Source organism: Rhodanobacter sp. UC4443_H10 (assembly GCF_052978325.1).
Window position 1 is genome coordinate 180,535 of the sequence record NZ_CM129668.1, and the last position, 21,761, is coordinate 202,295.

Sequence of the window (21,761 nt, forward strand, 5' to 3'; positions counted from 1 at the left end):
GCGGATCTATTTCAGTTGGACGGCCAGCGCATCGCAGCCCTTGTCGAAATCGGCCTGCCATGCGCTGCCGGCCTGGGTGCGCGTCGGGCGCACGCAGCGCAGCTGGATCGCGTAGCCGTGCTTGAACCAGTAGTGCTCGGTGTAGCTGAAGGCGGTGCCGTTTTCCTGCGCGGTGTAGAGGTTGCTGTTCGGTACCGGCGGCACCTTGTCCTGCTGGTAGCCGGGCAGGGCCAGCGCCTTGGCCGTGGCCTGGGCCATGAACTGGTGGAAGCTGCTGATGTCCGGCACCCGGGTCACGGTGACGGTGACGCGGGCCAGGCTGCTCTTGCCGGTGGGCGAGGGGTCGGGCACCTGGAACACCTGCGCCTCGGGGTCGCCTTCGGTCTGCATGATCGGGAGCCAGTTGGCGGGCGTGTCGAAGGTGATGTTGCCGCCGGCCATGCTGACTTCCGCGGCGTGCGCCGTGCCGGCCAGCAGCAGGGTGGCGACGAGCGCCAGTGTGGTCGTGCGAAGCAGGTTCATGCGGACTCCGGTCGAGAAGGGTCGGGGGCGAAACGATGCCTGGGCAGGCCCAGCCACTCCAGCGCGGTGCCATGGAACAGTCGCTCGCGCCCGGCCTCGTCCAGGCCGAGCGCCTCGATGCCGCTGCCCGGCACCTGTTCGCCCAGCGGGAAAGGATAGTCGGTGCCGAGCATGACCTGTTCGACGCCGGTCACATCCAGCAGGTAACGCAGGGCATCGTCGTCGTGCACGCAGGAGTCGAAATAGAAGCGCTTGAGGTATTCGCGCGGGTTGCGCGGGTTGTCGGTGGCCACCAGATCCGGGCGCATGCGAAAACCGTGCTCGATGCGGCCGATGGTGTACGGAAAACTGCCGCCGCCGTGGGCCAGCATCACGCGCAGCTTCGGCAGCCGCTCCAGCACCCCGCCGAAGGCCAGGCAGCAGGCGGCGCGGGACTGCTCCGCGGGCATGCCGACCAGCCACGGCATCCAATACTTGGGCATGCTGGCCATGCCCATCATGTCCCATGGATGCACCAGGATCGCCGCGCCGAGATCGGCGGCCGCCTCGAAGAACGGGAACAGCTCAGGCGCATCCAGGTTCCAGTCGCCACAGTGCGAGCCGATCTGCACGCCTTGCAGGCCCAACTCGTCGATGCAGCGCTCGAGTTCGCGCACCGCCAGCTCCGGCGCCTGCAGCGGCACCGTGCCGATGCCCGCGTAGTGGCGCGGGTAGTCGCGGCAGATGCCGGCCATGTGGTCGTTCAAGTGGCGATGCAGTTCCAGCGCCTGGTATCCCGGTGCCCAGTAGGAGAACAGCACCGGCACGGTGGAAATCACCTGCACGTCGACGCCGAAGCGCGCGTAGTCGTCGATGCGCGTCTGCGGATCGAACGCCGAATCCCACACTTCGCGGAAAAACCTGCTGTCCTTGTAGATGCGGTGGCGGCCGTCGGTATGGGTCATCACCGGGAAGCGGTCGTCGCCGTACTTGGCTGCCAGGTTCGGCCAGTCGCGGGGCAGGATGTGCGCGTGGGTGTCGATCTTGAGCATCCGTGCAGTGTAAAACCTCCGGGCGCCGCCGTCGCCTCACTGGTTTTTGCGGGAGCGCACCTTGTGCGCGAGCTCTTTCGCCACGGGAGGATCCAGCGCGCGCAGGGTGCGCTTCTACCGGTCGGGCAGGGCCGGCTCGGGCCGGTGGCGGTTGATGACGTGGGCAAGCGTATCGATGTTGTCCACCAGGCGATCGCTGATGCGGCCCAGCAGGTCGACACTGGCAGCGTCCGCGCCCGCAGTGCGGCGAACCAGCGCGCGTTGCGCGGCACGCAGGTCGGGCAGCCCGGTGAGCGGTGCCTGCTGGCGCAACGCGTCGGAGATGGCATGCAGTGCGCGGATGCATTCCCCGATAAAGTCGGCCAGCCCGGTCGACGGCGGCAACCTGGCGAGGTCGCCCAGCATCGCTTCCAGCGTCATCGCGGTGCGCGCCAGCCGGTTGCCGTTGGCGAGCAGCTGGCGTGCCAGCGCCAGCAACGCAGGAGGCGTCGCCGGCTCACTGCGCATGCGCTCGATCGACGCCTGCGCATTGATCCGGGCCGTGCGTGCGGCGGAGCGAATTTCGCCGCGCACCACGCCGCCGCATCCGGCCAGGTGGCCCAGGTAATCAGCATAGGCGTCGAGCATGCTGGCCAGGGCCTCGCGCGCGCGACTGCGCTCCCAGGTCGGCCACGCCACGTAGGCGAACAGCGCAATGCCGCAGCCCAGCGCGGTGTCGATCACGCGGTCGAGCACCGCGGCATCGGGCGCCACGCCCTCGAACGAAAGCAGGATCACCACGGTGCCGGTCAGTGCGGCCACCGCGATGCCGTAATGCGCGCCGGCCAGGTAGCGGAACGCCATGCACAGCACGGCCATCAGGGCGAGATGCGCCCATGGCTGGTCGGGCGTGATGGACAGCAACATCGTGGTAAGCACCAGACCGAGCACGGTGCCGAGCACGCGCAACAGGCCGAAGTTGAAGGTGGCGGCGAAATCCGCGCGCAGCACGATCGCCGCCGTCATCGGCACCCAGTAGCCGTGCGGGAGATCCAGCCAGCGCGACAGCGCCAGCGTTGCGGTGAGGCACACTGCCATGCGTATGGCGTGGCGGAACGCCACCGAGCGCGGCGTGAGGCTGGCGCGCAGGGTGGCCCGGATCGCCGTGCTGCGCAGGGTCGCCGGCAGGCGCGTTTCCGCTGCGCTGGCGCGCAGCTCGCCGCGGCTGCCGGCCCAGTCGGCGTTGCGCACGGCTGCCGCAAGCTGGCCGATCAGCGCATCCCGATGCGGCGCCAACCCGTCGCCCTCGTCGTGCCGCGCGCGCAGGGCCTGCAGCAGCGTGTCGGCGCGTGCGGGCGAATCGCCGTGCTCCAGCGCGTCGGCAATCGCCGCGAGCACCTCGGCCGCGCCATCCCGGAAGCCGGCCTGCAAGGCAGGGCCGGCATGCAGCTCGGCGATGGCGGTGAGTTCCAGGCGGATTCGCTCGGCCAGTTCCAGCAACACGCCAAAGGCTTCCATCGCGCGCCCGTGGGCGCGGTGGCGCCCCAGCAGGGTCTGCTGAAGGGTGGTCATCGCCTCGGTCAGCGCCGGCACGTCGGTGGCGTCGTGGCGTGTTTCGCGCGCCAGCGTGGCCAGCCCGCGGTACACCTCGACCAGCGCATGGCGCTCGGGCCAGTAGCGCTGCAGCGGCCACGCCGCCAGCGAGAACGCGGCCAGCAGCAGGCCGCCGGCGAAGATCAGCGCCGCGCCGCCCAGTGCGCCGGGCAGCGGCTGCGGGGTGGCGGCGGTGATCACCAGCAGGATCATGCTGGTCATGCCGGCGCGTGCCGTGTCCGGGCCGAACACCACCAGCAGGCCGCCGAAGAAACCGAGCGCCGCCGTAATCGCCAGCAGTGGCAGCAACTGGTCGCCGAGCAGGAAACCCGCCAGCGAGGCCAGGCCCGCGGCCAGCGCGTTCAGCAGCAACTGCCGCAGGCGCTGGCGATACGGCCCGGGCTGGTCGGAGAACATCGCATTCAACGCGCCGCTGGCCACCGCCAGGCCGATCGTCTGGTGGCCCGTCGCCATGCCGGCAGCCAGCGGCAGCACCACGGCAGCGGTGTTGCGCACGACCACCCGCCACGGCACGTTCGGCCGCTTGACCTGGGTCAGGCTTTCGATCGCGTGGGCGCGCAGCGAATAGCTGTTGGAAGACATGGAGAGGGCGCCGCGGGGAGCGGAAAACGAGTATCGCAAAAAGCCGTGCTGCCCGTGCCCGCGAATCGCCGGGGTAGGGCGGACACTGTCCGCCGGCTCTTCGTCCCGCCGCGCACGGTGGCGGGAGCGGCGGGCGGTGCCCGCCCTACGGTTTGAGGTTGCTCAAGCCCGGCCGGCGAACTCGCCGGTGAGCGTGTTAACCCACACCTTTTCGTCGACGCTGATGTACTCGGGCACCTGCACTTCGATGCCGGTGTTGAGCTTGGCAGGCTTGTTGCGCTTGGTGGCGCTGGAGCCTTTCATTTCCGGCGCGGTATCGACCACGGTCAGCACCACGCTGGTCGGTACCTGCAGGCCGACCGGGGCGTCGTCGATCAACTGCACGTAATAGCCTTCCATATCCTCGACGATGTAGCCGGCGTTGTCGCCGACCAGTTCCGGCGAAAGCAGGTACTGGGTGTAATCCTCCGCGTCCATGAACACAAACGCGTCGCCGTCCATGTAGGAGAAATTCGCCGCGCGGCGGACCAGGTCCATTTCCTTCAGGTCGTCGTCGGCGCGCAGGCTGAGGTCGTACTTGCGCGCACCGGGAATCGAATACATGGTGAAGCGGAAGGTGACGTTGCCGCCCCGCGCGGTGGGCGCGCTGCGCTCGATGTCGCGCACCTGGTAGACGGTGCCGTCGTGCTCGACCACGTTGCCTTTCTTTACGTCGGAAGCTTTCATGGGTTTGGGGCCGGGAATAGGGAATGGGGAATAGGGAATAGGGAATGGCGAGAGCGGTACTGGGCGACAGTGGGGCAGGGTGGCGGGAACCGGCTTTTCCTATTCCCTATTCTCCATTCCCTATTCCCTGGCGGCTACTTCGCCGCCAGCCGCACCGCGCCGTCCAGCCGGATCGTCTCGCCGTTGATGTAGCGATTGCCCAGGATGAAAGCGACGGTGCTGGCGTATTCGTCCGGCCGGCCCAGTCGCGAGGGGAAGGGGATCGAGGCGGACAGCGATTGCTGCACGGCCTCGGGCATGCCGTCGACCATCGGGGTCCAGAAGATGCCCGGCGCGATCGTCGCCACGCGGATGCCGAAGCGCGCCAGTTCGCGCGCCATCGGCAAGGTCATGCCGACCACGCCGCCCTTCGATGCCGAATAGGCGGCCTGGCCGATCTGGCCTTCGTAGGCGGCGACGCTGGCGGTGTTGATGATCACGCCGCGCTCGCCGTCCTCGCCGGCTTGGTTGTTCTGCATCAGCGCCGCGCCGGCCTTGGCCACGTTGAAGCTGCCGACCAGGTTCACCATCACGGTGCCGGAGAAGTTGGCCAACGGCATCGGGCCTTCCTTGCCCAGCACGCGGCCCGCGCCGAGGATGCCGGCGCAGTTGATGACCACGTTGAGTCCGCCCAGCGCGTGATGTGCAGCGGCCACGTTGGTGGCCACGCCCTCTTCGGAGGTGACGTCGGTGCGGAAGAAGCGGGCGGCGTCGCCCAGTTCCCTCGCGGCGGCCTGGCCCTTCTCGTCGTTGACGTCGAACAGTGCGACGCGGCCGCCGTGGGCGACGAAATGCTGCGCCACCGCGTGGCCGAGACCGGAGGCGCCGCCGGTGATGATGGCCTTGACCTGATCGAGCTGCATGGGTGATCCCCCGAAACGGATGCGGAAAGCCGCCAATGGTAGCCGAGCCGCCGCGTATGCTGCAGGCTGAACGCAAAACACGCCCGGCTGGCCGATTCATGCCCGGTTGGGGGTGTCGGCACCAGCGTGTCGTCTGACCGCACAGCATCGTCAGGCGGTTGTCGGTACGATGCACGCGGTTCCTGGCCCACCAAGTGGAGATCCATCATGAAAAAGTTGCTTGCTCTGTCTGTTGCATGCGGCACGATGCTGATGCTGGCCGGCAGCCCCGTATTGGCGCAGGAACACGGTCGGGGCCACGACCGCGATCGCCACGGGCAGAACGACCGTGACCGCAGCTACGACCATGATGGCGACCGTTACGTGCGCTACGATCGCGACAACGACCAGGGGCGTGGCCACGGTCGCGGCCATGGCCGCTACAAGAACTGGCACGACCGCGGTCGCCACGAGGGCTGGTACAAGCGCGGCGGCTACCTGCCGGTGGAATACCGCAGCACCCGCTACGTGGTGTACGACTGGCGCGACGCCCGCCTGCGGGAACCGCCGCGTGGCTACCACTGGGTGCGCAGCGACAGTGGCGACTTCCTGCTGGTGGCGATCGCCACCGGCGTGATCGTCGACCTGCTGCTCAACCAGTAAGCCGGCTTGACCGTGAAGGCGTGCCCGCATTCGTGGGCACGTTTTTTTTCAGGCAAATCGGCGCAGATATGCAGGAGCGCAAGGCGGGCAGTGCCCGCCCTACGTGTTCGGGTGGTCTTCCAGCAACTCTTGCAGCGTGGCCTGTGGCAACTGCGGGAAAGGGGTGACGGGCGCGGGCGGATTCGCCGCCTGCAGCTCCTTCTGCCATACGCCCACGTCCCACCACCGGCCGAGCTTGTAACCGCACTGTCGCCACACGCCGGTCGACGTGAAGCCCATCGCCTCGTGCATCGCCACGCTGGCCACCCCGGGCAGGGTGATCACGCCGACGGCCTGGGTGATGCCCTGCAGCCGCATCACGTCCAGCAGCACGCCATACAGCTGGCGCGCGATGCCGCGGCGCTGTGCGTCGGCGCGCACGTAGATCGAGGTCTCGGCGATCCAGTCATAGGCGGCGCGTTCGCGGAAGCGGCCGGCGTAGGCGTAGGCCAGCACCTCGCCGGCTTCTTCCCACACCAGCCACGGGTAGTGTTCGAGGCGCGCGCGCAGGCGTTCGCGCATGGCTTCCACGCCGGGCAGTCCGGTTTCGAAGGTGGCCACGCCGTCGCTGACCGATGGTGCGTAGATCGCGTGAATGGCGGCGGCGTCTTCGTCGCGGGCAGTGCGAATGGGTGTCATGGGCTCACAGCTCGCGGATGAAGAAGCGGTCGCAGCTGAAATGCCCGGTGCCGCCCATCGGCGCGCACAGCGCGGTGAAGCCGCTGCGCTTGTACAGCGCCTGCGCCGCGTCCATGCCGGTCAGCGTCTCCAGGTAGCAGCGCCGGAAGCCGTGCGCGCGGGCCGCGTCGAGGCAGCGCTGCATCATCGCCGTGCCGGCACCGATGCCGCGTGCGGCGGGCAGGAAATACATCTTGCGCAACTCGCACACGTCCGGCTCCGCGTTTTGCAAGGGCGCGACGCCACCACCGCCGATCACCGTGCCGTCGCGCTCGAGCACGAAATAGCTGCTGCGCGGTTGTGCGTAGGACTCGTACATCGTGTCGACTTCGGCGTCATGGATCGCGAAGCCGGGGCCGTCGGCGCCGAACTCGGGCATCACGGCGCGGATGATCGCGGCCATCGCCGCGTTGTCGCCCGGTGCGATCGGGCGGATCAGGAAGTTTTCGCTCATGGGGTGTGGTCGGGAGTGAGATAGGGGAGGCCGGCCTTCATCACGAAGACCGGATGCTGGAGTGCGTCGATCTGCGTGCTCGGATCGCCGCTGAACGCGGCGAGGTCGGCCGCCAGGCCGGGTGCGATGCGGCCGAAGCGCTGCGACTGGCGCAGGATTCTTGCCGCCACGTCGGTGGCCGCGTGCAATGCCTGCGCGGGCGTCATGCCGCCGGCCACCATTGCTGCCGGCTCGCGCCAGTTCTCGCCGTGCGCGAACACGCCGACGTCGCTGCCGTTGCCGATCGTGACGCCCAGTTTCAGCGCGGTGCGGAAGGCGTGGTCGGCTTCGCGCATGCGCTCGGTCGGTTCGCTCTTGCCGGGCACGTAATGCTGGAAATATTCCGCGGTGGACTCGACCGCGGTGAGCGTGGGCTCGTAGGCGATGCCGTGCTGCTTCATCAGCCTGAAAGTGGCCTCGCTGGCGCCGTAGCCGTGTTCCACGCTGTCCACGCCGGCCTCCACCGCCATGCGCACGCCGGCGTCGCTGGCGGCGTGCACGGCCACCGGGCGACCGATCTGGTGCGCGGTGTCGACCAGCGCCTTCAGTTCGGCGGCGGTGAAGGTTGGCGCGGTAGCGCCGTCCGGACCGACCCGGTAGTCGCCGTAGATCTTGATCCAGTCGGCACCGCGCGCGGCCTGTTCGCGTACCGCGGCCATCGCTGCATCGACGCCGCTGACTTCCTGCGCGCCGCCGGGCAGGGTGATGTCCGGACGGAAGCCGCGCGGGCCGGGGCCGTAACTGGCGGTGGCGACGATCGCGCGGGTGGCCACGAACAGCCGCGGGCCGGGGATCAGGCCTTCGTCGATGGCGCGCTTGACCGACACGTCGGCGTAGCCGGCGCCTTCGGTACCGAGATCGCGCAGCGTGGTGAAGCCGGCAAGCAAGGTGTCGCGCGCATGCTTCGCCGCCAGCAGCGTGCGGTAATCCTGCGGCTCGGTCAGCACCTGGTCGTTCCACAGCGTCTCGTTGTACGGATGCAGGAACAGGTGCGAGTGCAGGTCGATCAGGCCCGGCGTGAGCGTGGCGCCGGGCAGTTCGACGCGGTGGGCGCCGGCCGGTGCGTGGATCGAGGTGGCCGGACCGGCCGCGGCGATGATGCCGTCGTGCACCAGCACCGCCCAGCCGGCATGCGCGGCATCGCCGTCGGCCGTCCAGACACGTTCGGGCAGCAGCAACCAGTCGCCCGTCGGCGTGGCGGCGCCGGCGGACAGGCTGCAGAGCAGGATCAGCAGTGCCGCTGCCGCCCCCCACCAGGTCATCAGGCTCGTGCGCATCGCTTCGTCTCGTCAACCGAAAGCCGATGATAGTGATCGCCGTCGGGATTTCGCGAGTGGCTCAGGCCGCGGCGGTGCGTGCCCGGGTGACCCGGCTGGCGGTTTCCTTGTGCAGTTGCGCGGCCAGCCAGGCGCCGGTGGCGATCAGCAGGTCGAGGTCGATGCCGGTCTCGATGCCCATGCCGTGCAGCATGTAGACCACGTCCTCGCTGGCCACGTTGCCGGTGGCGCCCTTCGCGTAGGGGCAGCCGCCGGTGCCCGAGACCGCGCTGTCGATCACGCGCACGCCTTCCTCCAGGCAGGCCAGGATGTTCGCCAGGGCCTGGCCGTAGGTGTCGTGGAAATGCACGGCCAGCGCGGCGATCGGCACTTCCTGCGCCACCGCGTGCAGCATCGCGCGCGCCTTCGCCGGCGTGCCGACGCCGATGGTGTCGCCCAGCGAGATTTCGTGGCAGCCCAGCTCGTGCAGGCGTCGCGCCACGCGCACCACGTCGCTTGCCGGCACCTCGCCCTGGTACGGGCAGCCGAGCACGGTGGAGACGTAGCCGCGCACTTGCATGCCGTCGGCCCGGGCCTGTTCCATCACCGGGACGAAGCGCTCGATCGACTCGTCGATCGAGGCGTTGATGTTCTTGCGGTTGAACGCTTCGGATGCCGCAGTGAACACGGCGATTTCGGTGGCGCCGACTGCGCGCGCGCGCTGGTAGCCCTGCAGGTTCGGCACCAGCACCGGGTAGCTCACGCCCGGCACCTTGCGGATGCCGGTGAACACCTCGGCGGCGTCGGCCAGTTGCGGCACCCACTTGGGGCTGACGAAGCTGGTCGCCTCGATGGTCTTGAGGCCGGTGGCGGAGAGCCGGTCGATCAGTGCGATCTTCACCTCGGCCGGCAGCAACGTCTTCTCGTTTTGCAGGCCGTCGCGGGCGCCGACTTCGACGATGCGGACGTGGTTGGAGGTGTTCATGAAAAAGCTCCGGAGGACGCGATGTCCTTCTCCCTCCGGCGACTGAAAGGAGTCCCCTTGGGGTGAGAAGGTGCCCCGAAGGGGCGGATGAGGGTGCGAGGCTAATGCGGACATTTCGCTCCGGCCGAACCCTCACCCCAACCCCTCTCCCACTGGGAGAGGGGCTTAGAAGCTACTCGGCGAAGCGGACCAGCACCGCGTCGGCCTCGACAAACTCGCCCTGCGCGGCATTCACGCTCTCGATGGTGCCGGCGCGGGGTGCCTTCAAGGCCAGTTCCATCTTCATCGCTTCCATCACCAGCAGTTCCTGGCCCTGCTCGACTGCGTCGCCGGCTTGCGCCTTCACCAGCACGATGCGGCCGGGCATCGGCGCGATCACCTGGTTGCCACCGGCGGTGTCCTTGGCTTCCCACGCGAACGCGGCCGCGCGACCGAGGCTGTAGCGCTGGCCGTGGGCGTCGTGCAGCAGCACGTGCGCGGCGTCGACGTGCAACGGCACGCGGCGCGCTTCGCCATCGAAGCGGGCGCCGAGGTTGTCGTCCGACAGGCGCGCGCCTTGCACCTCGCAGTTCGTTTCGGCGCGGCGCAATTGATAATTGCCGGCGTGCCCGCGCGCCTCGATCTCGAAGCGCTGGTCGCGCCAGGCCAGCGCCACGATGCGCTTGCCGGCGTGGCCGACGCGCCATGCGTCGGCGCGGGCCCAGGGCGAATGCGGGTCGGCCGCGTTGCCGGCCACGTGCGATTCGTCGTGCAGCAGCACGGCGGTCGCGGCGGCAAACAGCGCACCCTCGGCAGGAGCCGCGTCGCCGACCAGGAATTCGTCCAGGTGGCGATCCAGGTAGCCGGTGTCGATGCGGGCCTCGACCACGGCCGGATGGCGCACCAGTCGTTCGAGAAAGGCGATGTTGGATTTCGGGCCGATGATCTCGCATGCCGCGAGTGCCTCGCGCATGCGCTGCAGCGCCTTCGGGCGATCCCCGTCCCACACGATCAGCTTGGCGATCATCGGGTCGTAGAAGATCGTCACCGTGTCGCCTTCGACCACGCCACCGTCGAGGCGCACGTGTTGCGAGGGAGTCGGCAAGCGCAGCGACTGCAGCTTGCCGGAGCCGGGCAGGAAGTTCTGGTCGGGGTCTTCGGCGTACAGGCGTACCTCGATCGCGTGGCCGTGCGAGACCACGTCCTGCTGGGCCAGCGGCAGCGGTTCGCCATCGGCGATGCGCAGCTGCCATTCCACCAGGTCCACGCCGTGGGTCAGCTCGGTGACCGGATGCTCGACCTGCAGGCGGGTGTTCATTTCCATGAAGTGGAAATCGCCCGCGGGACCGACGATGAACTCCACCGTGCCGGCGCCCACGTAGTTCACGGCGCGCGCGGCGGCCACGGCGGCGGCGCCCATGGCGGCACGCTTTTCCGGGGTGAGGAAGGGCGAGGGGGTTTCCTCCAGCACCTTCTGGTAGCGGCGCTGCGCGGAGCACTCGCGCTCGCCCAGGTGGATGATGTTGCCGTGGCGGTCGCCGAAGATCTGGAACTCGATGTGGCGCGGGTGCTCCACGTAGCGTTCCAGCAGCATCGAAGCGTCGCCGAAGGCGGCCTGCGCCACGCGCTGCGCGGTGGCCAGCGCCTCGGGGAACTCGGCGTCCGAGCGCACGATCTGCATGCCCTTGCCGCCGCCACCGGCCGAGGGCTTGATGATCAGCGGATAGCCGATGGCATGCGCCTGTTCGGCGAGGCAGGCGTTGTCCTGCTCGTCGCCGTCGTAGCCGGGCACCAGCGGCACGGCGTGCTTGGCCATCAGCTGCTTGGCGGCGGCCTTGGAGCCCATCGCCTCGATGCTCTCCGGATCGGGGCCGATGAACACGATGCCGGCGTCCTTGCAGGCGCGCGAAAAGGCCGTGTTCTCGGAGAGGAAGCCGTAGCCGGGATGGATCGCCTGCGCGCCGCTCTTTTTCGCAGCGTCAAGGATGGCGTCGATGCGCAGATAGGACTCGGCCGGCAGCGGGCCGCCAATCGGCAAGGCCTCGTCGGCCTGCCGCACGTGCTGTGCGTCGCGGTCGGCTTCCGAGTACACCGCGATGGTGCGGATACCGAGGCGACAGCAGGTGCGGATCACGCGGCAGGCGATTTCACCGCGGTTGGCGATCAGTACACGTTCGAACATGCGATTTCCCTGGCCAGACGGTCGGTGCAAAGCCTTCAAAAGTTAGCAGATGCGCGATGTTTCTCCGCTGCGCGGCGCAGCAAAGGCGTTATTCGCCTTCCCAGTAATCGCGCGCATCCGCGAGGCGTCCGAGGTGGCGGAAGCGGCCCGGCGTGCCGTCGGCGAAGGCGCCGAACTTGGCCGAGTCGGGGTATTCACATACTTCGGCCGGCGACTGCGTGCTGATCGCGAGATAGCGCATCTCCGCCGCGCCGGTGTTGATGATCTGGTGCGCGGTTTCCGGACCGCCGGTGGGGCAGGCGATGATGTCGCCGGCGCGGACCGGGTGGCGCTCGGCGCCATAGCGCAACTCGCCGCTGCCTTCGAGGATGATGAACATCTCCTCTTCGGCGCGGTGACTGTGGAACGGGCAGGCGCGCTTGCCCGGCGCCACCACGGTGAGGTTGCAGCCCAGCTGGCGCGCGCCGATACGGCTGGCGACCTCACCCCAGCGCAGGTCGTAGCGTTCGGCGGTGGCGCCTTGTGGCAGGCCGACGGGGATCGGCGTGTCGGCGGCGGATTGCACCACCACGTCGGCAAGGTTGAGGATCGGTCTGGTCATGCTCGTGGCTCCGTGGTCAACCGGTGACCCATGACGGCGCGCGCTTGTCGAGGAACGCGCCCAGGCCGTGCTGGCCTTCCGGCGAGACGCGCAGGCGGGCGATCAGCTCGGCGTTTTGGGTGTCGATGCGCTCGGCCGTGGCCGGATCGGCACCGGCAATGCGCAGCGCCAGCTGCTTGGCTTCGCGCTGGGCCAGCGGACCGGCCTTGGCGAGGAAATGCAGCTGGCGCTCGATCGCCTCATCCAGTTCCGCGCCCGCCACCACGGCGTGCAGCAGGCCGATGCGCTGCGCCTCCGCGGCGTCGAACACCTCGCCGCTGACGAACCACCGGCGCGCCTCGCGCAGGCCGATTGCGGCGATCACGTAGGGCGAGATCACCGCCGGCACCAGGCCCAGCTTCACTTCCGACAGCGCGAACTTGGCGCCCTCGACGCCAATCGCCATGTCGCAGCAGGCGACCAGGCCCACGCCGCCGCCATAGGCCGCGCCGTTGACGCGCGCGATGGTCGGCTTGGAGAGGAATTGCAGGTTGCGCATCAGCCGCGCCAGGCGCAGCGAGTCCTCGCGATTCTCCTGCTCGCTGGCGGCGGCCATGCCGCGCATCCAGTGGAGGTCCGCGCCGGCGGAAAACGTGCTGCCTCTGCCGCTGAGCACGACGCAGCGGACCGCCGGATCGGCGTCGGCCCGGGCCAGCGCCTCGGTGAGCGCGGCGATCAGGTTGTCGTCGAACGCGTTGTGTACCTGAGGCCGGTTCAGGGTGAGCCAGGCCACGGCGCCGCGGCGCTCGTTGAGGATGGAGTCGGTCATCGGTCGTCCCGGCAAATAACCCGATGATAAACGCAGCGCGCCGCGACCACCGGCGTGATGCAGGCGCAGGGGCAAAGGAATACAATGCGAACCATTCTTGTTTGGATTCCGCCCGTGCGTCTGTCCGAATTGCCCAAGGGTGCCCTTGCCGTGGTCGAACGCGTGCTCGATGTGCATGCGGCCGATCCGATCGCCCAGCGCCTGCGCGACCTCGGCTTTGTCGACGGCGAACCGGTGCGGGTGGTGGCGGTCGGCCCGATGGGCGGCGACCCGGTGCTGATCCAGATCGGCTTCACGCGCTTTGCGCTGCGGCTTGCCGAGGCGGCGCGGGTCAGCGTGCGCACTGGGGTGGCTGCGTGAGCGCATCGACCCTGCGCATTGCCCTGGTCGGCAATCCGAATTGCGGCAAGACGGCGCTGTTCAACCTGCTTACCGGCGGGCGCCAGAAAGTGGCCAATTACGCCGGCGTCACGGTGGAACGCAAGGAAGGGCGGTTCATGGCGCCGTCCGGCCGACTGCTGCAGATCCTCGACCTGCCGGGCACCTACAGCCTGGAGGCGAACAGCCCGGACGAGCAGATCACCCGCGACATCTGCGCCGGCACCTATCCGGGCGAGGCGGTGCCCGACCTGATCGTCTGCGTGGCCGATGCCACCAACCTGCGCCTGCACCTTCGTTTCGTGCTGGAGGTCCAGCGCCTCGGCCGGCCGGTGGTGCTGGCGCTGAACATGATGGACACGGCGCGCTCGCGCGGCATCGTCATCGACGTGTCGGAACTGCAGCGCCGGCTGGGCCTGCCGGTGGTGGAAACCGTGGCAGTGAAGCGCGGCGGCGCGCAGGCGCTGATCGAACAGGTCGACGGCGAAGTTCCCGCCGCCGCACCGCGGCGAGCCAGCGATGCCGCCAGCCGCGCCGACCTGCATGCCCAGGTACGCGAACTGCTGGCGGCCACGGTGACGATGCCGCGCGTCACCGCCGAGATCGACGACGCACTGGACCGCTGGACCCTGCACCCGGTGTTCGGTCTGGCGATCCTGGCGGTGGTGATGTTCCTGGTGTTCCAGGCGGTGTATTCGCTGGGCAAGCCGATGACCGACGCGATCGGCGACGGCTTCGGCTGGCTGGGCGGGCATGTCGCCGCGTGGATGCCGGCCGGGCCGCTGCAAAGCCTGGTCAACGACGGGCTGTTCGGTGGCCTGGGCACGGTGCTTGGCTTCCTGCCGGAAATCCTGGTGCTGTTCCTTTTCATCATCGTGCTGGAGGAATCGGGCTACCTGCCGCGCGCGGCGTTCCTGCTGGATCGGCTGATGCTGTCGGTGGGGCTGACCGGGCGCTCGTTCATCCCGCTGCTGTCGAGCTTCGCCTGCGCCATCCCCGGCATCATGGGCACGCGCAGCATCACCGACCCGCGCGACCGGCTCGCCACCATCCTGATCGCGCCGTTGATGACGTGCTCGGCGCGGCTGCCGGTGTACGCGCTGCTGATCGGCGCGTTCATCCCGACCCATTACGTGTTCGGCGTGTTCAACCTGCAGGGCATCGTGCTGTTCGCGCTGTACCTGGCGGGCATCCTCGGCGCGATGCTGGTGGGCTGGGTGATGAAGCACATCCGCCGCGACAAGAGCGAGCATGCGCTGATGATGGAGCTGCCGTCGTATCGCGTGCCCAAGCTGCGCGACGTGGCGATCGGTCTTTACGAGCGCGGCATGATCTTCCTCCGGCGGCTGACGGGCGTGATCCTGGGCCTGACCGTGCTGATGTGGTTCCTCTCCACCTTCCCCGGCGCGCCCGAGGGCGCGACGCTGCCGGCGATCGACTACAGCTTCGCCGGCTACATCGGGCGCGGCCTGCAGTACGTGTTTGCGCCGATCGGCTTCAACTGGGAGATCAGCCTGGCGCTGATCCCGGCGTTTGCCGCACGCGAGACCGCGGTGGCGGCGCTGGCCACGGTCTACCTGGTGGGCGGCGAATCCGGCGGGCTCGGCCAGGCGCTGGCCGGGCAGATCCCGCTGGCCAGCGCGCTGTCGCTGCTGGTGTGGTTCGCCTATGCGCCGCAGTGCATGTCCACGCTGGCGATCATCAAGCGCGAGACCGACTCCTGGCGCAACGTGGCGATCTCGTTCGGCTACATGTTCGTGATGGCCTACACCGCGTCGTTCATCGTCTACCAGGTGACGAGGGCGCTGACGTGAGGAGCCGCCCATGAGTGCCGGCCTGTTGCTGCAGTACGTGGTGATCGCGCTGGCCGTGCTGGCCAGCGTGTGGATCGTGCTGCGCAAGCTGGCCCGGAAAACGACCAACCGCTGGCTGGCCGCCGGCTCCATCCATTTCAACCAGCCCGGCCGCGGCGCCCTGGCGCGGGCGTTGGGCCGGCGCCTGCAGCCGACCGAAGCCACCGGCGACTGCAGCGACGGCTGCAGCACCTGCGGCGCCTGCGGCCCGAAACCGCCGGCGGCGGCGCAGCCCGGCGAGGCGATGCCGCTCGAATTCCGCCCGCGGCAGTAGGGCGGGCAATGCTCGCCGGCTCTTGTGGCGTGTGGGCGAAGCGGCGGGCGGTGCCCGCCCTACGTGCAGACACGAAAAAGCCGGCTTGCGCCGGCTGTTTCATGCAACCCGAATCGCGTGGCCGGCTTACGCCAGTTCGCGGATCTTCGCGTTGAGGCGGCTCTTGTGGCGGGCGGCCTTGTTCTTGTGGATCAGGCCGCGGGCGGCGTAGCGATCCATCACCGGCTGGGCGACGGTGAATGCGGCAATGGCACCGGCCTTGTCCTTGGCCTCGATGGCCTTGACGACCTTCTTCAGGGCGGTGCGGACCATGGAACGTGCGCTGATGTTGCGCAGGCGGCGCTGTTCGGACTGGCGCGCGCGCTTCTTCGCGGACTTGATGTTGGCCAAGGTAGAACTCCGGGATGCAGTGTGTTGGGTGGAAAAAGACGCCAATTATGCGGTCGATTCATCGACGCGTCAATCACTTGGCCGGCTTTATCCGCAGCCGGCGTGGCGCGCGGCGGCGGGGGCGCCGGCATTTTGCCATAACCGGGCCGTGATCCTGCCGGCGCGGGCTGTCAAACTGTGCGCCCCGTGCGAACGACGCCGAAGGTAGAACTGCCGCCCATGAAGTCTCCCAGCATGCTCCGCGGGCTGCTCTCCTTCAGCAGCATGACGATGATTTCGCGGGTGCTCGGCCTGGTGCGCGACATGTCGATCAATGCCGCGTTCGGCGCCAACGGCGCCACCGACGCGTTCTGGGTGGCGTTCCGCATCCCCAACTTCATGCGCCGGCTGTTTGCCGAGGGCTCGTTCTCCACCGCCTTCGTGCCGGTATTCACCGAAGTGAAGGAGAAGGGCACGCATGCGCAGCTGAAGGAGCTGATGGCGCGGGTGTCGGGCACGTTGGGCGGGGTGCTGCTGCTGATCACGGCGCTGGGCATCATCTTCGCGCCGCAGGTGACCGTGCTGTTCTCGCCCGGCGCGATCGACGAGCCGCGCAAGTTCGAGCTGACCGTCGAGCTGTTGCGGCTGACTTTCCCGTTCCTGCTGTTTGTGTCGCTGACCGCGCTCTCCGGCGGGGCGCTGAACAGTTTCCACCGCTTCGGGCTGCCGGCGCTGACGCCGGTAATCCTCAACCTGTGCATGATCGCCGGCGCGCTGTGGCTGTCGAAGAAGCTGCAGACGCCGATCCTGGCGATGGGCTGGGCGATCCTGGCCGCGGGCATCCTGCAGTTGCTGTTCCAGTTGCCGGCGCTGCGGCAGCTCAACCTGCTGACCCTGCCGCGCTGGGGCTGGCGCCATCCGGAGGTGCGGAAGATCATGCGGCTGATGGTGCCGACCCTGTTCGGCTCCTCCGTGGCGCAGATCAACCTGCTGTTCGACACGGTGATCGCCTCGCTGCTGGTGGTCGGCTCGCAGAGCTGGCTGTCGCAGGCGGATCGTTTCCTGGAACTGCCGCTGGGCGTGTTCGGCGTGGCGCTGGGCACGGTGATCCTGCCGTCACTGGCGCGCCATCACGTCACCACCGACACCGCCGGCTTCTCGCGGGCGCTGGACTGGGGGCTGCGGATCACCCTGCTGATCGCGGTCCCGGCGATGTTCGCGCTGATGCTGCTGGCCGGGCCGCTGGTGGCCACGCTGTTCCAGCATGGCCACTGGACCGCGCACGACACGCACATGGCGACCTTGTCGATCACCGCGCTGAGCTTCGGCCTGCCCGCTTTCGCGCTGGTGAAGGTGCTGCTGCCGGCGTTCTATGCGCGCCAGGACACGCGCACGCCGGTGCGCGCGGCGGTGGCTTCGCTGCTGACCAACATGCTGTTGAACGTGGTCTTCCTGGCGCTGCTGTTCGAACTGTGGGCGCCGGCCGGCTTGAAGCAGCTGTCGTGGCTGGATGGCATCGCCCGCGTGCCCGGCCTGCACATGGCGCTGGGCTTGGCCAGCGCAGTAGCCGCCTACGTCAACCTGTGGCTGCTGTGGCACTGGCTGAAAAGGGCCGGCGTGTACCAGCGCCAGCCGGGCTGGTCGCGCCACTTGCTGCGGCTGGCCGCGGCCTGCGCGGTGATGGTGGCGGTGCTGTTGCTGGGCCGCTGGCTGTGGCCGGACTGGGTCCACGGGGTGCCGGTGCTGACCCGGCTGTGGCATCTGGCCGTGCTGGTGCTGGCCGGCGGGGCCAGTTATGTCGCCGTCCTGTTTGCCGGCGGCTTCCGCCTGCGCGATCTGCGCGCGGCGTGAGGCCGCGACACCGACCGTTCTATATACTCGCGCGATGATGAGACTCTCCAGGGATGTCGCCGGCCCTTGCCTGGCGCCCGGTGGCAGTGTGGTCGCGGTGGGTGCGTTCGACGGCTTGCATCGCGGCCACCAGGCGCTGCTGGCGCAGGTGGTCGCGCGCGCGCGCGAGCTGGATGGCAGCCCGCTGGTAGTGAGCTTCGAGCCGCTGCCGCGCGCGTTCTTCTCGCCGCGGCCGGTGCCGCGGATTTCCAGCGTGCGCGACAAGTTGCGCGGCTTCGCCGCTGCCGGCATGCAGCAGGCCCTGCTGCTGCGCTTCAACCGGGCGCTCACCGCGATGTCGGCCGAGGATTTCGTCCGCCGCGTGCTGGTCGAGCGGCTGGCTGCGCGCGAGGTCTGGGTGGGCGCGGATTTCCGCTTCGGCCACAAGCGTGCCGGCGACGTGGCGCTGCTGCAGGCGATGGGTCCCCAATGCGGCTTTCTCGCCTGCACGATGCCGGAAGTGCAGTGGCACGATGCGCGGGTGTCGGCCAGTCGCGTGCGCGAATTGCTCGCGGCGGGCGAGTTCGCCGCGGCCGAGCCGCTGCTTGGCCGCCCTTTCGTGATTGACGGCAAGGTGCAGCGCGGCAACCAGCTCGGCCGCACCCTGGGTTATCCCACCGCCAACATCCATCTGCGCGATCGGGTCAGCCCGGTGCTGGGCATCTTCGCGGTGCGCGTGGGCCTGGGCGAGGGCGAATGCAGCTGGCCCGGCGTGGCCAGCCTGGGCGTGCGCCCCACCGTGAACCAGGTCAGCGAGCCGCTGCTGGAAGTCCACCTGTTCGACTTCGAGGGCGACCTGTATGGCCAGCGCATGGCGGTGGAGTTCGTCGGCAAGCTGCGCGACGAGCAGAAGTTCGACGGGCTGGAGCCGCTCAAGGCGCAGATGGCGCTCGACGCGCGCCGGGCACGAGAGCTGCTGGGCATGAATCCGCGGCTGGTCGGGGCGTGAACGCAGTCCCGGGTATTTCCCGTGTGCCCGCGCATCCATTAACTTAGAAGCCTTTGCCCGCCCATGGGCGGGCCGCAACACCTTCAACGGCACCTACGCGATGACCCACGATTACAAGAGCACCATCAACCTGCCGCATACGGATTTCCCGATGCGCGGCGATTTGCCGAAACGCGAGCCGGGCTGGCTGGCGCAGTGGGAGCAGGTGGGCCGCTATGCGCAGATCCAGCAGAAGACTGCCCATCGCGAGCGCGCGTTCGTGCTACACGACGGCCCGCCGTATGCCAACGGTGCGATCCACATCGGCCATGCGGTCAACAAGATCCTCAAGGACATGGTGGTCAAGTCCAAGCTGCTGGCCGGTTACCGCGCGCCGTACGTGCCGGGCTGGGATTGCCACGGCCTGCCGATCGAGATCGCGGTGGAGAAGAAGTTCGGCAAGCCGGGCGACAAGCTCGACGCCGCCGCGTTCCGGCAGAAGTGCCGCGAGTACGCCACCGAGCAGGTCGACACGCAGCGCGCCGGCTTCAAGCGGCTTGGCGTGCTCGGCGACTGGGAGCACCCCTATCGCACCATGGATTTCAAGTACGAGGCCGACATGCTGCGTGCGCTGGCGCGCATCGTGGCCAACGGCCACGTGCTGCGCGGCGCCAAGCCGGTGTACTGGTGCTTCGATTGCGCCTCCGCGCTGGCGGAGGCGGAGATCGAATACGGCGACAAGGTTTCGCCTGCGGTCGACGTGGCCTACGACGCGGTCGATGCGAAGGCGCTGGCCGCGAAATTCGGCGTCGACGCAGGCGATGCCATCGTCGCCATCCCGATCTGGACCACCACGCCGTGGACGCTGCCGGAAAGCCAGGCGGTGTCGCTGGGCGCCGATCTCGAATATGCGTTGATCGAAGGGCCGGCGCGCGACGGCCGCCGCGTGCTGCTGGCGGTCGCCAGCGCGCTGGTCGACAACGTGGCGCAACGCTACGGCATGGAGCAGGCGACCGTGCTCGGCCATGCCGAAGGCAAGGCGCTGGAACGACAGATGCTGCGCCATCCGTTCTACCCGCGCGAAGTGCCGGTGATCCTCGGCGACCACGTCAGTGCCGAGGACGGCACCGGCGCGGTGCATACCTCGCCCGATCACGGCGTGGAGGATTTCGTGGTGGCGCGCGAGTACGGCATCGGCCTGCTCAACTATGTCGGTTCGCGCGGCGCGTATCACGCCGACACGCCGGCCGCCGACGGCGTCGAGCTGGCCAACATGCACATCTGGAAGGCCAACGACGCCATCGTCGACGTGCTGCGCCAACGCGGCGTGCTGCTGGCCTTCGCCAGGATCGAGCACAGTTACCCGAACTGCTGGCGACACAAGACGCCGGTGATCTACCGCACCACGCCGCAGTGGTTCATCTCGATGGAGCAGGCGAACCTGCGCAAGACCGCGCTGGCCTCGATCAAGGACGTGCGCTGGGTGCCGGGCTGGGGCGAGGAGCGCATCGCCGGCATGGTGGCCGGCCGGCCGGACTGGTGCATCTCGCGCCAGCGCACCTGGGGCGTGCCGATTGCGCTGTTCGTGCACAAGGTCACCCAGGAGCCGCACCCCGATTCCGTCGCGCTGCTCGATCAGGTGGCCAGGATCGTGGAGCAGGGCGGTGTCGATGCGTGGTTCGCGCTCGATCCGGCCACGCTGCTGGGCGATCAGGCGAACGACTACGAGAAGGTCACCGACGTGCTCGACGTGTGGTTCGATTCCGGCGTCACGCATTTCGCCGTGATCGGCCAGCGAGCGGAACTGCAGCGCGGCAGCGCGGACGAGTACAAGGTGATGTATCTGGAAGGCTCCGACCAGCACCGCGGCTGGTTCCAGTCGTCGCTGCTGACCTCCTCGGCGATCCACGGCCGCGCGCCGTATGACGAGGTGCTCACCCACGGCTTCACGGTGGACGCCAACGGCCGCAAGATGTCCAAGTCGCTGGGCAACGTGGTGGCGCCGCAGAAGGTGATGGATACGCTGGGCGCCGACGTGCTGCGCCTGTGGGTGGCCTCCGCCGACTATCGCAACGAGATGTCGGTTTCCGACGAGATCCTCAAGCGCGTCTCCGACAGCTACCGGCGCATCCGCAACACCGCGCGCTTCCTGCTCGGCAATCTGGACGGCTTCGATCCGGCGCAGCATCTGCTGAAGGTGGAAGACAGCCTGCTGCTCGACCAGTGGGCCGTGCAGCAGGCGTTCGACGTGCAGCAGGCCGTGGTGGCGGCCTACGAGCGTTACGACTTCCCGGAGGTGGTGGCGCGCGTCCAGAACTTCTGCACCAACGAGCTGGGCGCGCTGTACCTGGACATCACCAAGGACCGGCTCTACACCATGCCGACCGACAGCCGCGGCCGGCGCAGCGCGCAGAGCGCGATGTACCGTATCGCCGAGGCAATGGTGCGCTGGCTGGCGCCGATCCTGGGCTTCACCGCCGAGGAAATCTGGCAGCAGTTGCCGGGCGAGCGCGGCGACAGCGTGCTGTTCGAAACCTGGTACGACGGACTGGCGGCGACCCAGGCCTCGCCGGAGCAGCGCCGCTACTGGGCCGACCTGCTGGCGATCCGCGACGGCGCCTCGCGCGTGCTCGAGGGCATGCGCAAGGCCGAGCAGATCGGCGCGGCGCTGGAGGCAAGGCTCGTCGTGCATGCCGACGCCGCACTCGCGGCGCGCTACGCCGAGGTGGCCGACGAGCTGCGCTTCTTCTTCATCACCTCCGACTTCACCCTGGCACCCCTGGCGCCACGGACGGACGAGGCGATGAAGGTGGAAGTGGAAGGCGCCGAAGCATGGGTTTCCGCCACCGTCAGCAATGCCGCCAAATGCGTGCGCTGCTGGCACCGCCGCGACGACGTCGGCAGCCACGCCGAGCATCCCGAGCTGTGCGGCCGCTGCGTCAGCAACGTCGAAGGGCCCGGCGAGGATCGTCGCTGGTTCTGAACCACGTTTTGTGGATTGCAGGAGCGGCGGGCGGTGCCCGCCCTACGACGGAGCGGTAGGGCGGGCA

Annotated in this window: 20 protein-coding genes; 7 read left to right on the forward strand and 13 right to left on the reverse strand. The window is 68.7% G+C overall.

All coding sequences use genetic code 11. From position 1 onward, the window contains the following. Positions 1-6: 6 nt before the first annotated feature. From ACVCMB_RS00840 to ACVCMB_RS00860, 5 genes are all read right to left on the reverse strand, one after another. On the reverse strand, positions 7-522 hold the full coding sequence (locus ACVCMB_RS00840) for a hypothetical protein (protein ID WP_395117465.1): 516 nt from the start codon (positions 520-522) through the stop codon (positions 7-9). Next, positions 519-1,553: an amidohydrolase family protein gene (locus ACVCMB_RS00845; protein WP_395117467.1), complete on the reverse strand. Its 1,035-nt coding sequence runs from the start codon at positions 1,551-1,553 to the stop codon at positions 519-521. The genes ACVCMB_RS00840 and ACVCMB_RS00845 overlap by 4 nt, the downstream gene beginning before the upstream one ends. A 114-nt stretch (positions 1,554-1,667) precedes the next feature. After that, positions 1,668-3,728, reverse strand: a complete 2,061-nt coding sequence (locus ACVCMB_RS00850; RefSeq protein ID WP_447105884.1) for an FUSC family protein — start codon at positions 3,726-3,728, stop codon at positions 1,668-1,670. Positions 3,729-3,890: 162 nt separating this feature from the next. After that, entirely contained in the window at positions 3,891-4,454 is a 564-nt protein-coding gene (gene efpL, locus ACVCMB_RS00855; RefSeq protein WP_447105885.1) for an elongation factor P-like protein EfpL, read from the reverse strand. Between the two features lie 134 nt (positions 4,455-4,588). Further along, the gene (locus ACVCMB_RS00860; RefSeq protein WP_447099253.1) at positions 4,589-5,356 is read right to left on the reverse strand and encodes an SDR family NAD(P)-dependent oxidoreductase; all 768 of its coding nucleotides are present in this window, start codon (positions 5,354-5,356) and stop codon (positions 4,589-4,591) included. Between the two features lie 207 nt (positions 5,357-5,563). Between ACVCMB_RS00860 and ACVCMB_RS00865 the strand changes: the two genes are divergently transcribed. Then, on the forward strand, positions 5,564-5,998 hold the full coding sequence (locus tag ACVCMB_RS00865; protein WP_447105886.1) for an RcnB family protein: 435 nt from the start codon (positions 5,564-5,566) through the stop codon (positions 5,996-5,998). A 99-nt stretch (positions 5,999-6,097) separates the two neighbouring features. Here ACVCMB_RS00865 and ACVCMB_RS00870 read toward each other — a convergent pair whose 3' ends face one another. The 7 genes from ACVCMB_RS00870 to ACVCMB_RS00900 form a co-directional block, all read right to left on the reverse strand. Next, positions 6,098-6,676, reverse strand: coding sequence for an N-acetyltransferase family protein (locus ACVCMB_RS00870; RefSeq protein WP_447105887.1), 579 nt, complete (start codon positions 6,674-6,676; stop codon positions 6,098-6,100). Positions 6,677-6,680: 4 nt separating this feature from the next. Beyond that, positions 6,681-7,169: a GNAT family N-acetyltransferase gene (locus ACVCMB_RS00875; protein ID WP_447100608.1), complete on the reverse strand. Its 489-nt coding sequence runs from the start codon at positions 7,167-7,169 to the stop codon at positions 6,681-6,683. Continuing rightward, on the reverse strand, positions 7,166-8,485 hold the full coding sequence (locus ACVCMB_RS00880; protein WP_447105888.1) for an amidohydrolase family protein: 1,320 nt from the start codon (positions 8,483-8,485) through the stop codon (positions 7,166-7,168). The genes ACVCMB_RS00875 and ACVCMB_RS00880 overlap by 4 nt, the downstream gene beginning before the upstream one ends. 61 nt (positions 8,486-8,546) lie before the next feature. Next, entirely contained in the window at positions 8,547-9,449 is a 903-nt protein-coding gene (locus ACVCMB_RS00885; protein ID WP_447105889.1) for a hydroxymethylglutaryl-CoA lyase, read from the reverse strand. A 172-nt stretch (positions 9,450-9,621) separates the two neighbouring features. Beyond that, a complete protein-coding gene (locus ACVCMB_RS00890) occupies positions 9,622-11,610 on the reverse strand; it encodes an acetyl/propionyl/methylcrotonyl-CoA carboxylase subunit alpha (RefSeq protein ID WP_447105890.1) in 1,989 nt (662 codons plus the stop codon). 88 nt (positions 11,611-11,698) lie between these two features. Then, on the reverse strand, positions 11,699-12,211 hold the full coding sequence (locus ACVCMB_RS00895; RefSeq protein ID WP_447105891.1) for a cupin domain-containing protein: 513 nt from the start codon (positions 12,209-12,211) through the stop codon (positions 11,699-11,701). A 16-nt stretch (positions 12,212-12,227) separates the two neighbouring features. Beyond that, positions 12,228-13,019 carry an enoyl-CoA hydratase/isomerase family protein gene (locus tag ACVCMB_RS00900; RefSeq protein WP_447105892.1) on the reverse strand — a complete coding sequence of 264 codons (792 nt, stop codon included), beginning with the start codon at positions 13,017-13,019 and terminating at the stop codon, positions 12,228-12,230. 114 nt (positions 13,020-13,133) lie between these two features. Here ACVCMB_RS00900 and ACVCMB_RS00905 point away from each other — a divergent pair, with 114 nt between their 5' ends. From ACVCMB_RS00905 to ACVCMB_RS00915, 3 genes are read left to right on the forward strand one after another with little or no spacing between them, the layout of a single operon-like run. Then, positions 13,134-13,379, forward strand: coding sequence for a FeoA family protein (locus ACVCMB_RS00905; protein ID WP_395117501.1), 246 nt, complete (start codon positions 13,134-13,136; stop codon positions 13,377-13,379). Then, positions 13,376-15,211, forward strand: coding sequence for a ferrous iron transporter B (gene feoB / locus ACVCMB_RS00910; protein WP_447099245.1), 1,836 nt, complete (start codon positions 13,376-13,378; stop codon positions 15,209-15,211). Before ACVCMB_RS00905 ends, feoB begins: the two co-directional genes overlap by 4 nt. Positions 15,212-15,221: 10 nt before the next feature. Continuing rightward, the gene (locus tag ACVCMB_RS00915; protein ID WP_447105893.1) at positions 15,222-15,524 is read left to right on the forward strand and encodes a DUF6587 family protein; all 303 of its coding nucleotides are present in this window, start codon (positions 15,222-15,224) and stop codon (positions 15,522-15,524) included. 126 nt (positions 15,525-15,650) lie between these two features. Here the strand turns inward: ACVCMB_RS00915 and rpsT are convergent, their stop codons facing one another. After that, positions 15,651-15,914, reverse strand: coding sequence for a 30S ribosomal protein S20 (gene rpsT / locus ACVCMB_RS00920; RefSeq protein WP_072760571.1), 264 nt, complete (start codon positions 15,912-15,914; stop codon positions 15,651-15,653). Positions 15,915-16,133: 219 nt separating this feature from the next. Here rpsT and murJ point away from each other — a divergent pair, with 219 nt between their 5' ends. From murJ to ileS, 3 genes are all read left to right on the forward strand, one after another. Beyond that, entirely contained in the window at positions 16,134-17,744 is a 1,611-nt protein-coding gene (gene murJ / locus ACVCMB_RS00925) for a murein biosynthesis integral membrane protein MurJ (protein ID WP_447105894.1), read from the forward strand. Positions 17,745-17,778: 34 nt separating this feature from the next. After that, positions 17,779-18,732: a bifunctional riboflavin kinase/FAD synthetase gene (locus ACVCMB_RS00930; RefSeq protein ID WP_447105895.1), complete on the forward strand. Its 954-nt coding sequence runs from the start codon at positions 17,779-17,781 to the stop codon at positions 18,730-18,732. A 100-nt stretch (positions 18,733-18,832) separates the two neighbouring features. Then, a complete protein-coding gene (gene ileS, locus ACVCMB_RS00935) occupies positions 18,833-21,694 on the forward strand; it encodes an isoleucine--tRNA ligase (RefSeq protein ID WP_447105896.1) in 2,862 nt (953 codons plus the stop codon). The last annotated feature ends 67 nt before the right edge of the window (positions 21,695-21,761 follow it).